The 13,256-nt window shown below is 70.1% G+C and carries 16 protein-coding genes; 9 read left to right on the top strand and 7 right to left on the bottom strand.

Annotated elements, in window-relative coordinates:
• Positions 1 to 2: 2 nt before the first annotated feature.
• Entirely contained in the window at positions 3 to 689 is a 687-nt protein-coding gene (locus G6N30_RS22645; RefSeq protein ID WP_134057264.1) for a histidine phosphatase family protein, read from the bottom strand.
• Positions 686 to 1,636 (bottom strand): prephenate dehydratase, encoded by a 951-nt coding sequence (gene pheA, locus G6N30_RS22640; protein ID WP_134057266.1) that lies wholly within the window; start codon positions 1,634 to 1,636, stop codon positions 686 to 688. Before pheA ends, G6N30_RS22645 begins: the two co-directional genes overlap by 4 nt.
• A gap of 105 nt (positions 1,637 to 1,741) precedes the next feature.
• On the opposite strand from pheA, the gene G6N30_RS22635 reads away from it, so the two are divergent.
• The 4 genes from G6N30_RS22635 to G6N30_RS22620 all read left to right on the top strand — a co-directional run bounded on the left by G6N30_RS22635 (position 1,742) and on the right by G6N30_RS22620 (position 5,347).
• A complete protein-coding gene (locus G6N30_RS22635; RefSeq protein ID WP_134057268.1) occupies positions 1,742 to 2,542 on the top strand; it encodes a DUF2470 domain-containing protein in 801 nt (266 codons plus the stop codon).
• Positions 2,543 to 2,572: 30 nt separating this feature from the next.
• Complete coding sequence (locus G6N30_RS22630) at positions 2,573 to 3,343, top strand: CPBP family intramembrane glutamic endopeptidase (protein WP_134057270.1); 771 nt, start codon at positions 2,573 to 2,575, stop codon at positions 3,341 to 3,343.
• A gap of 22 nt (positions 3,344 to 3,365) precedes the next feature.
• A complete protein-coding gene (locus tag G6N30_RS22625; RefSeq protein ID WP_234880236.1) occupies positions 3,366 to 4,643 on the top strand; it encodes an LCP family protein in 1,278 nt (425 codons plus the stop codon).
• A 158-nt stretch (positions 4,644 to 4,801) separates the two neighbouring features.
• Positions 4,802 to 5,347, top strand: coding sequence for a ferritin (locus tag G6N30_RS22620; protein ID WP_134057272.1), 546 nt, complete (start codon positions 4,802 to 4,804; stop codon positions 5,345 to 5,347).
• Here the strand turns inward: G6N30_RS22620 and G6N30_RS22615 are convergent.
• Genes G6N30_RS22615 through G6N30_RS22605 form a run of 3 tightly spaced genes read right to left on the bottom strand, consistent with a single transcriptional unit; the run spans position 5,344 to position 7,581 of the window.
• A complete protein-coding gene (locus G6N30_RS22615; RefSeq protein WP_134057274.1) occupies positions 5,344 to 6,174 on the bottom strand; it encodes a glycerophosphodiester phosphodiesterase in 831 nt (276 codons plus the stop codon). The two genes, G6N30_RS22620 and G6N30_RS22615, sit on opposite strands and share 4 nt — an antisense overlap.
• Positions 6,175 to 6,179: 5 nt before the next feature.
• Positions 6,180 to 7,208 carry a DUF4328 domain-containing protein gene (locus G6N30_RS22610; RefSeq protein WP_134057276.1) on the bottom strand — a complete coding sequence of 343 codons (1,029 nt, stop codon included), beginning with the start codon at positions 7,206 to 7,208 and terminating at the stop codon, positions 6,180 to 6,182.
• A 22-nt stretch (positions 7,209 to 7,230) separates the two neighbouring features.
• Complete coding sequence (locus G6N30_RS22605) at positions 7,231 to 7,581, bottom strand: rhodanese-like domain-containing protein (protein ID WP_134057278.1); 351 nt, start codon at positions 7,579 to 7,581, stop codon at positions 7,231 to 7,233.
• Between the two features lie 605 nt (positions 7,582 to 8,186).
• Here G6N30_RS22605 and G6N30_RS27375 point away from each other — a divergent pair.
• The 5 genes from G6N30_RS27375 (at position 8,187) to G6N30_RS22585 (ending at position 11,559) form a co-directional block, all read left to right on the top strand.
• Positions 8,187 to 8,312, top strand: a complete 126-nt coding sequence (locus G6N30_RS27375) for a hypothetical protein (RefSeq protein ID WP_264007089.1) — start codon at positions 8,187 to 8,189, stop codon at positions 8,310 to 8,312.
• A gap of 127 nt (positions 8,313 to 8,439) precedes the next feature.
• Positions 8,440 to 9,063, top strand: a complete 624-nt coding sequence (locus tag G6N30_RS22600; protein WP_134057280.1) for a superoxide dismutase — start codon at positions 8,440 to 8,442, stop codon at positions 9,061 to 9,063.
• Between the two features lie 195 nt (positions 9,064 to 9,258).
• Positions 9,259 to 9,792, top strand: coding sequence for a peptidase (locus tag G6N30_RS22595; protein ID WP_134057282.1), 534 nt, complete (start codon positions 9,259 to 9,261; stop codon positions 9,790 to 9,792).
• Between the two features lie 257 nt (positions 9,793 to 10,049).
• A complete protein-coding gene (locus G6N30_RS22590) occupies positions 10,050 to 10,754 on the top strand; it encodes a TMEM165/GDT1 family protein (RefSeq protein ID WP_134057284.1) in 705 nt (234 codons plus the stop codon).
• 406 nt (positions 10,755 to 11,160) lie between these two features.
• A complete protein-coding gene (locus tag G6N30_RS22585) occupies positions 11,161 to 11,559 on the top strand; it encodes a secretion protein EspR (RefSeq protein WP_059090497.1) in 399 nt (132 codons plus the stop codon).
• Positions 11,560 to 11,604: 45 nt separating this feature from the next.
• Here G6N30_RS22585 and G6N30_RS22580 read toward each other — a convergent pair whose 3' ends face one another.
• Positions 11,605 to 12,741 carry a hypothetical protein gene (locus G6N30_RS22580; protein WP_134057286.1) on the bottom strand — a complete coding sequence of 379 codons (1,137 nt, stop codon included), beginning with the start codon at positions 12,739 to 12,741 and terminating at the stop codon, positions 11,605 to 11,607.
• Positions 12,738 to 13,229, bottom strand: coding sequence for an ImmA/IrrE family metallo-endopeptidase (locus G6N30_RS22575; protein ID WP_134057287.1), 492 nt, complete (start codon positions 13,227 to 13,229; stop codon positions 12,738 to 12,740). Before G6N30_RS22575 ends, G6N30_RS22580 begins: the two co-directional genes overlap by 4 nt.
• Positions 13,230 to 13,256 lie beyond the last annotated feature (27 nt).

The raw sequence follows: 13,256 nt of genomic DNA, 5'->3' as shown, positions 1-13,256 counted from the left end.
GCCTAGCCCATCGGGTCGACCGACTCCAGTGCGTCGTGCACTGGGTCGACGCCTGGTTCGGGATAGAACGGCGGCACCCGCGGACCCCACTGCACACAACTCCACCGGCCGTCGGTGATGGGGGCCAACACCACCGCTTCGGTGTTGGCCAGGTGGTGGTCGAGCGCGAAGGTGCCCTCGACGCCGGCCAGTACCGCCGATACCAGGCGGATCGCCGCACCGTGGCTGACCACCACGATGTCGTCCTGCCAGGCGTGGTCGTCGAGGTAGCGCATCCGAAGTTGCGTCAGCACCGGCACGTAGCGGTCGAGCACCTCGTTACCGGACTCCCCGCCGGGCATCGGCACGTCGAGATCGCCCTGGTGCCAGCGCTGGTAGATCGACTCGAACTCGGTGATGGCCTCGTCGTCGGAGCGGTTCTCGAGCTCACCGACCTGCACCTCGTGCAGACCGTCGAACTCGAGCGGGTCGAGGGTCGCGGCCGCGGCGATCTCGGCGGCCGTCTCCGCGGCGCGCCGCGCCATCGAGTGCGCGAGCAGCCCGGGCGGGCGCAGCAGTCCGCGTGCGAAGGCGCGTGCCTGGTCGTGGCCGAGGTCGGTCAGCGCCGCACCGGGCGGGCGGGTGTCGAGCCGGCGTTCCACGTTGGCGTGCGACTGGCCGTGCCGCACCAGCACCAGCCTGCCGCTCATCGGTCGTCCTCCGGCAGCCCGTCGCGAAGGCGTGTCAGCCAGCGGTTGGCTTCGTCGCTGCTCGGCGGTGACGCGCCGGCCGGCGCGCCGGTCGGCCAGGAACCCAGATATCGCACATCTGCACAACGACGGTGCAGCGCTTTGAGTGCCTCGGCGACCGCATCGTCTTCGAGATGACCGACACAGTCGAGGAAGAACACGTAGGTGCCGAGCTCGGTGCGGGTGGGTCGGGATTCGATGCGCGTGAGGTCGATGTCGCGGATGGACAGCTCGGTCATCGCGGCGACGAGCGCGCCGGGGGTGTTGGGCAGCCGCAGCGCAACCGAGGTGCGGTCGGCCCCGGTGCGCTTCGGGGGCGGGGCCGGCCGCCCGACGAGCACGAAGCGGGTACGCGCGTTGGGTTCGTCGACGACGCCTGCGGCGAGGCTGCGCAGGCCGTAGCGTTCGGCGGCCAGGGCGGTGCTGACACCGGCGTCGGCGCGCCCGTCGGCGACGTCTGCCGCGGCGGCGGCGTTGGAGTGCGCGGGGACGAGCCGCGCGGCGGGCAGGTGCTCGGACAGCCAGCGCCGGACCTGGGCGGCGGCGACCGGGAACGCCGCGACCGTCGCGACGTCGCCGTCGTGGTCCTGGCGGACGACGATGCTGAACGACACGTCGAGGGTGAGTTCGGCGACGATCTGCAGCGGGGCCCCGACCGCGAGGCTGTCGAGCGTGGGCAGCACCGAACCCTCGATCGAGTTCTCGATCGGCACGCACGCATAGTCCGCGTCGCCGGACCGGACCGCCTCGAGTCCGGCCGGCGTGCTGTCGGTCGGCACGGGGGTTACCGCGGTGTCGTCGGGGTTGTCGTCGGGGTTGCCGCCGGGGACCATGCCGCCGGCCACCATCTGCCGTAACGCCGACTCGGTGAACGTCCCCTCGGGCCCGAGGTAGGCGATGCGCGGCACGTCCCAACACTATCCGCTGACCGGGACGGGTCCGGGTCAAAGTCTTGCGCGACCCCGGCACGCATAGTTAAGTAAGGCTTACCTCACCAACCGGAAGGCAGCACGATGGCACGTACCGCACCGACGACGACACCGACAACGGCCGAGCGAATCCGCAGCGCATGCGCCCGCGGCGGCGGTGCGATGCTCGCGGTGGAGGGCGCCGACCCGGTCAGCACTCCCGTGCACCATCTCCTCGACGACGGATCGTTCGCGATCACCGTTCCCGTCGACGGTCCGCTCTCGGCGATGGTCACCCGCGCGGGCGCCGCGGGCGCCCAGGCCGTGCTCGAGATGACCGATTACGCGCCTCTTCCGCTGCGCGAGCCGGTGCGGTCCCTGGTGTGGATCCGCGGTCGCGTGCACACCGTGCCGGGCGCAGACGTACCCGGCCTGCTCGACCTGGTCGCCAGCGTGGACCCCAATCCCGCTCTGCTGCAGGTGAATTCGGGCGACGACTCCCGCTACGCGCTGATGCGGCTTGAGATCGAGTCGGTGGTGGTCGCCGACGCGACCGGCGCGGAGTCGGTGGGCGTCAGCGCGCTGCTGCAAGCCCGGCCCGACCCGTTCTGCGCGATGGAGTCCTGCTGGCTGCAGCACATGGAGTCGGCACACCAGGACGTCGTCGACCGGTTGGCCAGCCGGCTACCCGCCGCGATGCGCCGCGGCCGCGTGCGCCCGCTGGGCCTGGACCGATACGGCGTCCAGTTGCGCGTCGAGGACACCGACGGCGACCACGACGTTCGCCTACCGTTCCCCAAACCCGTCGACGACGTGACCGGTCTGAGCCAGGCCATCCGGGTGCTGATGGGCTGCCCGTTCCTCAACGGCCTGCAGGCCCGGCGCCTCGAGCGGCCGGGCGGCTGACCGGCCCCGGGCACCGCTACCGTATGGACGGTGACCCGGCCTCCCGACGAGTTGCCTGATCAGCGGCAGCGCCGTGCACTGCGCATCGAGATCGCCGTCGTCCTCGCCGTCACCTTCGGGCTGAGCGCCTACACCGCGCTGCTGCGCCTGCTCGAATCCGTCCTGCTCGGCCTGTCCGGCCAGGTGGTCGCGCTCAACCCGCGCCGGTCCACCTTCGATCTGATCGACCTGGCGCTCAACCTCGCCGGCGTCTTCCAGCTCCTGGCTTGGGGGGCACTGGGCGTCTACCTGCTGTGGCGCAGCGGTTCACGCCTGGCCGACATCGGCTTGGCGCGACCGCGGATGCGGCCCGACGTCCTCGGCGGCCTCGGCCTCGCCGCGCTGATCGGACTGCCCGGCCTGGCGCTCTACCAGGTGGCGCGCATCCTCGGCATCAACGCCTCGGTCGAGCCGGCCGAGCTCTACGACACCTGGTGGCGCATCCCGGTGCTGCTGGCGATGTCGTTCGCCAACGGCTGGGCCGAGGAGATCATCGTCGTCGGCTTCCTGCTGACCCGGTTGCGCCAGTTGCGGGTGAACCCCGTCGTGGCGATCGTCGTGGCGAGCCTGCTGCGCGGGGCGTACCACCTCTACCAGGGGTTCGGTGCCGGTCTGGGGAACGTGGCGATGGGGCTGGTGTTCGGCTACGTCTGGCACCGCACCGGCCGGCTGTGGCCGCTGATCATCGCGCACGCCCTGATCGACGCGGTGGCGTTCGTCGGCTACGCCCTGCTTGCGGGGCGGCTCGGCTGGCTGCAGTGATCCAGCACGTACATTTTTCGCTGTGAACCCGAATCGGCCGGACGGCGGCAGACCCGGACCGCAGGGGTTCGGACCGCGCCGACCGGACGGTCCGCGAGAGCCGTCGCAGGTGATCCGCCGCCCACCCGGGCACCGGCCGCCGCCGGTCTGGCCGCCCAACCCGCCGAGCCCGCCTCCGCGGACCGCGCCGCCCCCACCTCCGCGCACTCCGCCACCGGCATGGGAGCAACGACTGCCACCGCCGCCGCCACCCGCACCGGCCCGGCGTCCACCCCCCGCCCCGCGCGTCCGCCCGCCCGCCCGGCCCCCGGCTCCCCCACCGGCCGCGGCCGCCAAGCCCCGCCGCAGGCGGCCGTGGGGCCGGATCGTCCTGGCCGTTGCGCTGGTCGGGATCCTCACGCTGGTGGGCCTGGTGGTGTGGGTCGACTCGTCGCTGCAGCGCATCCCCGCGCTGACCGCCTACCCGGACCGGCCCGCCGCCGGCCGCGGCACCACCTGGCTGCTGGTGGGCTCCGACAGCCGGGCCGGTCTCGACCCCGAGCAGCAGGCGCAGCTCGCCACCGGCGGTGAGGTCGGCAGCGGCCGGACCGACACGATCATGCTGGTCCACCTGCCGGGGCTGGGCTCGGACGCCCCGACGACGATGGTGTCGATCCCCCGCGATTCCTACGTGCCGATTCCCGGGTACGGCGAGGACAAGATCAACGCGGCGTTCGCGCTCGGTGGCGCACCGCTGCTGGCGCAGACCGTCGAGCAGGCCACCGGACTGCGGCTCGACCACTACGCCGAGGTCGGCTTCGACGGGTTCGCCGCGGTGGTCGACGCCGTCGGCGGGGTCACGATGTGCCCGCCCGAGCCCATCAGCGATCCGCTCGCCGGCATCGACCTGCCCGCCGGCTGTCAGGAGCTCGACGGCCGCAACGCGCTGGGGTTCGTGCGCACCCGCGCGACCCCGCGCGCCGACCTGGACCGGATGATCAACCAGCGGGCGTTCATGTCGGCGCTGCTGCACCGCGCCGCGAGCCCCGCGGTGTTCCTCAACCCGCTGCGCTGGTTCCCGATGGCCCACGCGGCCGGAGCCGCGCTGACCGTGGACACGGGTGCGCATGTCTGGGACCTCGCCCGGCTCGGCTGGGCGCTGCGCGGGGACTTCACCACCACGACGGTCCCGATCGGCGAGTTCACCAGCGGCGGCTCCGGCGCCGTCGTGGTGTGGGACGGCGATGCGGCCGGGCGGCTGTTCGGCGCGCTGGCCGCCGACACCCCGGTCCCCACCGACGTGCTCGACGCGCCAGGTTGACCCAGGCTGGCCCACGCTGAGGTACGCCTACACTCAGCAAACCAAGCCTTGGTGTGTTACCGCGGTCACAGATTTGCCGCTTCAGCTTAGGGGAAGCTTCCCTCAGTAAGGTTGACCTTGGCTGACAATGCCCTCTGACCTGCTATATCGTGGCGGTCATGACGACATTCGGCGCTCTCGACACCAAATTCCACGGACTCCTCAAGGAACAGATCCGCAGCGAATTCACCGCCGCCCAGCAATACATCGCGATCGCGGTGTACTTCGACGGCGCCGATCTGCCGCAGCTCGCCAAGCACTTCTACGGCCAGTCCGTCGAGGAGCGCAACCACGCCATGATGCTCGTGCAGTACCTGATCGACCGCGACGTCGAGCTGGAGATCCCGGGCGTCGACGAGGTGTGCAACCGGTTCGACTCGCCCCGCGACGCGCTCGCCCTGGCCCTCGACCAGGAGCGCGCCGTCACCGAGCAGATCACCCGGCTGGCCAGCGTGGCCCGCGAAGAGGGTGACTACCTCGGCGAGCAGTTCATGCAGTGGTTCCTCAAGGAGCAGGTCGAGGAGGTCGCGCAGATGACCACGCTCGTGCGCATCGCCGAGCGGGCGGGCGCCAACCTTTTCCACCTCGAGGACTTCGTCGCCCGCGACATGCCGCGTGGCGCATCCGACTCGGGCGCCCCGCGCGCGGCGGGCGGCGCGCTCTAACGATCGGTGCCGGCCGCGCCGGTCAACCCGTTCTGCAGCCAGTCCTTGGTGCGGCCGGGGTGGTTCGTCGCCACCCAGGCCACACCGAGGTCTCGGCAGTACCGCACGTCCTCGTAGTGGTCGACCGTCCAGCAGTACATCGCCCGCCCCTGGGCAGCGGCGCGGTCGACCAGTTCGGGGTGCTCGCGCAACGTCATGATCGACGGCCCCACGGCGGTCGCCCCGACCGTCGTCGCCGCACTACCGCCCAGATAGCGTGACGTCTCGCCGAGCAGCACGGTCGGCAGCATCGGCGCGGCGCGCCGGATCCGCCACACCGCGGCCGCCGAGAAGGACATCACCACGGCCCGCGCGAGATCGGCCGAGGCCGGCGCCGCGATACCGAAGCGGTGCAGCAGCACCAGCACCTTGTTCTCCACCAGCGCGCCGTAGCGCACGGGGTGTTTGGTCTCGATGAACATCTTGACCGGCCGGTGCCAGTCCAGGACCAGCTCGACGAGCTTCTCCAGCGTCAGCACGTCGGTCATGTCGGCGCCTGCGCCCGGGCGCCAGCTGGCGTGCCAGGAGCCGAAGTCCAGGTCGCGCAGCTCGGCCAGCGTCATCTCACTGACGACCCCGGTCCCCGACGACGTCCGGTCCACCCGACGGTCGTGGACGCACACCAGATGGCCGTCGCGGGTCAGCCGCACATCGCACTCGACCGCGTCCGCACCTTCTCTGAGCGCCAGCTCGTAGGCGGCCAGTGTGTGCTCGGGCCGGTCGGCGGAGGCGCCACGGTGCGCGACGACGAACGGATGACCGCCGAGCGTGCCGTCATCCGGGTTCATGGCCCCTATGCTGCCGGGTCTTGGCCCCTGGACTCAACCGGACCGCCGGATTGGCTGCCTGCGTGCACATCCGGCGTCGCCGGCCCGTCGTCGTCCGGCACCATCACCCAGCGTTTGACCGGGCGGGACACCGGCGCCTGCTCGAAGCCGGACACCACGCGGTGGGCCACCAGCAGCGTGGCCAGCGCGGTCAGGTAGGCGATCGTGGTCACCACGGTGTTGTCGGCGATGCCCTGCGGGTCGGTGGTGAAGCTGGTCGCGATCGAGAACACCGAGACGACTGTGCTGAGCACCCACAGAATCCACCACACGATGATCGGCCTGCGCATCGTCGACGTGCGGCTTTCCAGCGCGGCCAGTTCCAGGGCGTAGACCGGGGCGAAGAACAGGTTGACGAACGGCACCAGGCAGGCCAGCCGGATGCGCCGCGGATCCCGCGGATCGGCCTGCCCGCGGTAGGCGTAGGCGGCCCCGCGGCGCGCGATCAGCCAGTTCGTCAGCAGCACGATGCTGGCGACCACCAGGAACGCCGCCACGACGCTCATCGCGACGCCCAACCAGGTCGCCGCACCCGCCACCAGCGGATGCAGCAGCGTGGTGCGGTTGATCAGCAGCAGCAGGTACCGCAGCGCGTGGATGGCGGCGGTGGCGCCGAGCACCGCCATGGTCACGATCAGCGTCGTGCGCAGCGCGGTCGGCGACGGGCCGGTGCGGGTCTGCGCCGCCGACGGGTCGACGGCGTCGAAGTGCTCGACGAGCCCCCATCGGGGGATCGTCGTGTAGCGAGGGGTGGGTCCGAGCGGCCGGCGGCGGGCGCGCGGCGGCGGTGGCGCACCGGGCCGCACGGCGATCCAGCGGTAACCGGCAGGCAGGCGCTGAGGGCCGCCGGGCCGGGCCGAGGCGCCGCTCCACTCCGCACCCGGTGCCGGTGGCGCCGAGGGCGCCATCAACGCACCCTGACACCGGGGACACACCTGTCGTTCCCGGTCGCGCACGTTCCACCGCGTTCCGCAGCGGGAACACACCTGGATCATCCGACCAGCCTAGCGGCGGTGATCACACGCTTCCGGGGCCACCGTCGTCGGTGACGACCGGTCGTCCGGCCGCGGACCAGGCCAGCATCCCTCCGCTGACGTTGATCGCCCGGTACCCGTTGCGCGCCAGATACTGCGCGACGCGCTGCGAGCGGCCGCCGGCATGGCACATCACGTAGACCGTGGCCTCGGGGTCGACCTCACCGAGGCGCGACGGCACGTCGCCCATGGGGATGTGCATCGCGTCCGCTGCGTGTCCGCACTGCCACTCGTCGTCTTCGCGCACATCGAGCAGCAAAGTCGACTCGTCGAAGGCAGCGGGGAGTTCGGTCACGTCGGCCTGTATCACCTCGACGTCGTCCATGGGCTCCATGCTGTCACGCCGACGCCGACTCGCGCTCGTCCCGGGAAGACAGCAATCGCGGAGTTATCCACAATTTCCACAGGTTCATCCACAGCCCCGGGTTGGTGTGTGAGCGGAAACGCGCAAGTCGAAGCGGGCGCTTGCCGAGTGAAACTGTGGATAAACCGAGAGTCTGCCCAAAGGTCACACGCCGGTAACGAAACCGTCGAGCGAAATGGTTAGCACCACTAAGGCAGGCCGAACTCACCCCTGCCGCGAGAGCTGTCCGGCGGCCGGGCAGTCAGTGTGCCAACCCAGACCCCGGGGTACCCGGTCGACACGCCGAGGCAACCTCGTGACTTCGCTGTCCGCCGCGGTTCCCGCCCGCGGAGGGCGGTTGCGCTCGCGGTGATCCGAACCCGCTGCCGGACCGGGCCCGCGTCCCGATACCGCCTCTGACATCGACGGACACTGGATCGTGGCGTCCTGCGCCGACCCGATTTCCCCCGGCGTTCCCGACCGGTTATGATCGGCGTCACACGGTTGCCGTGTGATGGATCTCACTGGGGGTTTGTATTGATCGTGCAGGTCAGGAGCTTCTGATGGCGTCTCCTCCGATGGGACACGGTTCGGCTATGCCGCCCTCGGAATGGCACACGTCGGCGAGCGTCTACACCCGCAGCCAGCTGATCGCGTGCCTGCGGGCGGGCGTCATCGCGCTGGTCCTGCTGGGCATCCTCGCGCTGATCGTCCTGTTCTGATCGCCCGCCGGGCGGGTATTGATGCGGGCGGAACGTGCATCCTTGCGGTGCGCGCTGCGATGGAGCAAGGTTGACAACGATGTCGAGCATGTCGAGCTCCATCGATCGCTGATGAGGAAGGAACCTTATGGCTGAATACACCTTGCCCGATCTTGATTACGACTACGGCGCACTCGAACCGCACATCTCGGGGCAGATCAACGAGCTCCACCACAGCAAACACCACGCCACGTACGTGAAGGGCGCCAACGACGCGCTGGCCAAGCTGGCCGAAGCCCGCGAGAGCGGAGACCACTCCGCGATCTTCCTCAACGAGAAGAACCTCGCCTTCCACCTCGGTGGCCACGTCAACCACACCATCTGGTGGAAGAACCTCTCCCCCAACGGCGGCGACAAGCCGACCGGCGAGCTCGCCGCCGCGATCGACGATGCGTTCGGCTCCTTCGACGGATTCCGCGCGCAGTTCACCGCCGCGGCCAACGGCCTGCAGGGCTCCGGCTGGGCAGTGCTCGGATACGACACGCTGGGCCAGAAGCTGCTGACCTTCCAGCTGTTCGACCAGCAGGGCAACGTCCCGCTGGGCATCATCCCGCTGCTGCAGGTCGACATGTGGGAGCACGCGTACTACCTGCAGTACAAGAACGTGAAGGCCGACTACGTCAAGGCGTTCTGGAACGTCGTCAACTGGGAGGACGTCCAGAACCGCTTCGCCACGGCCACCAGCTCGGCCAGCGGCATCATCCTGGGCTGACCGTCGGCACATCGCCAGACTCGCATGAGGGGCGCCGCGCGAAATTCGCGCGGCGCCCCGCTTTTTCACGCCCAGAGTTCACCGCTCGTTAGCACTCGTGTCGTCTTGCGTGCCAGCGCACCCCTGCCGCATCCTGATGCGAGACGACCCGCAGGCGTGTCGATTCACGGCGAACACCGATGTCTCGGAGGCGATATGGAGACGGGGTCCGGTCGGGCGATCGAAATCGCGCCCTTTCATTCCGGCGGTTCACTCAAGGGCTTCGTCGTGTCGGGGCGCTGGCCCGACTCCACCAAGGAGTGGGCGCAGCTGCTGATGGTCACGGTCCGCGTCGCGTCGCTGCCCGGGTTACTGTCCACCACAACGATTTTCGGTGTGCGCGAGGAGCTACCGGACGAACCCGAACCCGGCACCGTCGGGCTGGTGCTCGCAGAGGGCACCGTCGTCGGGGATGCCGCGGTGCCGCCCGGTTACTTCGCCGACCGCCAACCGCCGGCACTGCTCATGCTGCATCCGCCGTCGGAGACCACCCCGTCGCTGCCCGAGTGCAGCGGCGCCGCATCGGGATGTGTCCTCCTGCCCGGCCTTCCGCATCTGGGCCTCGAGCACCGCGCCGCCTGGGTGGAGGCCGAATCCGACGGCACCGTCACCTCGATGGTGAGCCGGGTGGGCGTCGACCCCATCAGCCATCCCGACACCGCGGTACTGGCCATGCTGCTCGCCGCGTAGCGGGGCACGGAACCCGGCGAACACCGCTGCCCCAAACGGAGAATACGGCTGCCCGAATTCGTCTGTGGCGCTGGCGCACCGGGAGACCCGTCGCTATGGTCGTAGACGTCAGCGAAGGGGAGTAGCCCCGAATCGTCGTGTCGACATACTGGCCCGCGGGCCCGGCCGGCGAACCGCACCCTCGGTGGGCGAGACCTTCGACTCCGACGCCGGCGCGTCTTCGCACGTTCCGGCGACGTGTCGAAAGGTGTTTTCCGATGCTCGGCGCCATCCTGGTCAGCCTCGCCGTGGTGTTCGTCGCCGAACTCGGCGACAAGTCCCAGCTCATCACGATGACGTACGCGCTGCGCCACCGCTGGTGGGTGGTGCTCTCCGGGGTCGGCATCGCCGCCATGCTCGTCCACGGCCTGTCGGTGGCGATCGGCCACTTCCTCGGCGTGACGCTGCCCGAGAAGCCGATCGCGTTCGCGGCGGCCATCGCCTTCCTGCTGTTCGCGGCATGGACCTGGCGGGAGGGCCGCAACGCCGGCGACGACGAGGTCCGCGTGGCCGAACCGCGCTTCGTGGTGCCGGCGATCATCTCCTCGTTCGTGCTCGCCGAACTCGGTGACAAGACCATGCTCGCGACCGTCGCCCTGGCCAGCGACCGCGATGCCATCGGCGTCTGGATCGGCGCCACGGTGGGCATGGTGCTCGCCGACGGCGTTGCCATCCTCGTCGGGGCAATCCTGCACAAGCGGCTGCCCGAGGGCTTCCTGCACGCGATGGCAAGCGTGCTGTTCCTGCTGTTCGGCCTCTGGATGCTGTTCGACGCCGCGCTCGGCTGGCGGGTCGTGGCGCTGATCGCGACGGGCGGGGTGGCGGCTCTCGCGTTGACGGCCGCCGTGGTCCGCGGTGTCCGCGCCAGGCGTGCCGGCGCCGCGCAGGCGACGCCGCGGGAATCGTCGTCCGAACCGGTCTGAGCTGCGACCGGCTACCCTCGACCCGCTCCTGATGGGCGGGTGACGCCCGGTTCAGCGGGCCTGCGCAGCGGCCACGTCGCGGCCGGCGCACAGGCGGCAAACGCGCGAATCCGTGACGTCCCGGCCGCCGATCTGCGCGTCGGCGCAGACAACGATTGCTGGGAGGCACCTGAGAGGGTGCTCAGCACAGGGTATGCTACGGAAACGTTATTATTTGCTTCCGGCGAGGCGTGTCTCCGGTCGAAGCCCGCGAATCCGCAGTTCCGTGCGTTTCCGTCCCCTGACGGAAGCACCGACACGAACATTTGGGCGGTTTGCACTTGGATGATGGCATAACTCTCGCTACGATGGTCAGCAAATACGCCGCCCCTTTAGCCCGCTCGTCACGCATGTGGAGGTCAATTCGATGAGCAAGACGTTCGCCGCACGGCTGAACCGCCTATTCGACACGGTTTATCCGCCCGGCCGTGGACCGCACACATCCGCCGAGGTGATCGGTGCGCTCAAGTCCGAGGGCATCACGATGTCGGCGCCGTACCTGTCACAGCTGCGTTCGGGCAACCGCACCAACCCCTCACAGGCGACCATGGCGGCCCTGGCCAACTTCTTCCGGATCAAGCCCGCCTACTTCACCGACGACGAGTACTACGAGAAGCTCGACAAAGAGCTGACGTGGCTGGCGAACATGCGGGACGAGGGCGTGCGCCGGATCGCGGCCCGCACGGTCGGGCTGTCCCCGGAGGCGCAGCAGGACATCGTCGCCAAGGTCGACGAACTGCGCCGCAAAGAACACCTGGACGACTGAGACCGTCCGCTGCGGCGGCGGGCGGCGAAGCCGGTGGTGTTTGCCTCAGCGTTGTGCGCTGGGACGTTCGCGATCCAGCGCTCGGTACTCCCGGGCGATCGCAAGTATCCATTCCCGGTCCGAGTAGACCTCGGGCTGGCGCAACCAGGCGAATCCAGGAAACCGTACGTGACCGTGGCCGGGTGAGTCACCCCGCCCCGCGTGGATCCACGCCGCGATGGCCCGCGCCTGCTCGGTGGGCGTCACCGCGGGCGCGGTGAGCTCCTCGGGACGCTGGTCGGCGTCGCCCGCGCGTCCCGACGGCGCGTCCACCGTTCGGCGTTCGCTCGACGCCTCGAGGAACAGCGCGTCGGAGATCAGCGACATCCGCTCGGCCACCCGGAAGACCAGCGGGCCGTGCGGGCGCACCCCGATGCCCACGTCGGCGTGGCGCCGGCCGAGTTCGGCCAGCAGCGGCTCGATGACGCGCAGCTCGCGCCGCGCCCCGAACCAGTCCTCGATGCTGGGCAGCAGCGCCCCGACGGCCACCGCGACCATGGCGCAGCCGAGCAGGGTGGCTCCGGTCCCCACGCCCACCGATTCGACGAGCCCTGTTGCCCGCAGAAGGAACAGCACGGCCACCGCCACGATGAGCGTGATGCCGACGGTGAACACGAACAGGGCCCGGCCGCGGCGGCTGCGGCTGGAGTGGCGCAGTCCCGCCCACATGACCAACGACATGGCCAGCAGCACGTAGATCAGCGGCAGCACCCACGACGCTCCGCCGGAGCCGAGGTTGCGACGCAGGTACTCCTCGGGCGACATCTGCGGCTGGGCGCCCTGGGCGAAGAACAGCGCCAGGCTCAGCGCCGCGATGACGGCGGCGAGCGCGTACTGGGCCAGTGCGACGCTGCGGGCGCCCGACGGAGTGCGCGCCGACGCGACGGTCGTGATCATCACGCAGCTGCCTGCGGCGCACATGATCAGCGCGATCTGGCTGAACGCCATCGCGATGTTCGGCCAGGAGAACATCGTGTCGATCAGCAGGGTCAGCGGCTGCCAGTTCAGCGCCGCGACGGCCGCCAGGTTGCCGAGCGCCAGGATCATCGCGGTGCTGACCAGCGACTGTTTGTTGACCAGAGCCCAGCCGATGCGCAGTCCGGTCGCCAACCCGAGCAGTCCGGCGATGCCCCAGACGATCAACCAAACGCCTCTCCGAGGCGGATCTGCACGATCGAGGAGCGGTCGCAGGGCAGCCGGCCGAGCCGGTAGATCAGCAGAGCGGCGAAGTCTTCGGCCTCCTGTTCGGCGTCCTCGCCGCTGGGTCCCATACAGCCGGTGCGCTGGTTGAGCATGTAGCCGATCAGCTCGGAGCTGGCGACCTCGGTGGTCTGGCGGGCGGCTTCGACGACCGGGATGCCCTCGTGTCCGAGCACCAGGTGGCCGAGTTCGTGCGCCAGCGTGCGATCCCATGCGGGCAGCCCCTGCTGGATCAGGAACTCGTCGCGGTCGGCGTACTGGCGCCACTGCCCGCACACGCCGGGCGGCAGGTCGGCGGTCTTGACCTCGATGGGCCGTCCGCGGTCGGCGCTGACCGCCTGCACCAGGCGGGGCAGCGACACTTCCCCGCGCCGCGGTGCCAGGTCGAGTACGGCGCTGACCGCCCGCGTGACGGTGCGGCTCGTTGGCATGTCTCCCCCTCTCCGACTCTCGATGTG

The organism is Mycolicibacterium litorale, from assembly GCF_010731695.1.
Classification (GTDB): Bacteria; Actinomycetota; Actinomycetes; order Mycobacteriales; family Mycobacteriaceae; genus Mycobacterium; species Mycobacterium litorale.
Note: the sequence above shows the minus strand (reverse complement) of the source record. Positions and strands in the feature narration are given on the sequence as shown.

What these genes read in the sequence shown, in the direction of transcription:
- G6N30_RS22645 (WP_134057264.1), bottom strand. Translation starts at nt 689, where the DNA reads ATGAGCGGCAGGCTGGTGCTGGTGCGGCACGGCCAGTCGCACGCCAAC.
- G6N30_RS22635 (WP_134057268.1), top strand. Translation starts at nt 1,742, where the DNA reads ATGGCACGTACCGCACCGACGACGACACCGACAACGGCCGAGCGAATC.
- G6N30_RS22620 (WP_134057272.1), top strand. Translation starts at nt 4,802, where the DNA reads ATGACGACATTCGGCGCTCTCGACACCAAATTCCACGGACTCCTCAAG.
- G6N30_RS22615 (WP_134057274.1), bottom strand. Translation starts at nt 6,174, where the DNA reads ATGAACCCGGATGACGGCACGCTCGGCGGTCATCCGTTCGTCGTCGCG.
- G6N30_RS22610 (WP_134057276.1), bottom strand. Translation starts at nt 7,208, where the DNA reads ATGATCCAGGTGTGTTCCCGCTGCGGAACGCGGTGGAACGTGCGCGAC.
- G6N30_RS22605 (WP_134057278.1), bottom strand. Translation starts at nt 7,581, where the DNA reads ATGGAGCCCATGGACGACGTCGAGGTGATACAGGCCGACGTGACCGAA.
- G6N30_RS27375 (WP_264007089.1), top strand. Translation starts at nt 8,187, where the DNA reads ATGCCGCCCTCGGAATGGCACACGTCGGCGAGCGTCTACACCCGCAGC.
- G6N30_RS22600 (WP_134057280.1), top strand. Translation starts at nt 8,440, where the DNA reads ATGGCTGAATACACCTTGCCCGATCTTGATTACGACTACGGCGCACTC.
- G6N30_RS22595 (WP_134057282.1), top strand. Translation starts at nt 9,259, where the DNA reads ATGGAGACGGGGTCCGGTCGGGCGATCGAAATCGCGCCCTTTCATTCC.
- G6N30_RS22590 (WP_134057284.1), top strand. Translation starts at nt 10,050, where the DNA reads ATGCTCGGCGCCATCCTGGTCAGCCTCGCCGTGGTGTTCGTCGCCGAA.
- G6N30_RS22585 (WP_059090497.1), top strand. Translation starts at nt 11,161, where the DNA reads ATGAGCAAGACGTTCGCCGCACGGCTGAACCGCCTATTCGACACGGTT.
- G6N30_RS22575 (WP_134057287.1), bottom strand. Translation starts at nt 13,229, where the DNA reads ATGCCAACGAGCCGCACCGTCACGCGGGCGGTCAGCGCCGTACTCGAC.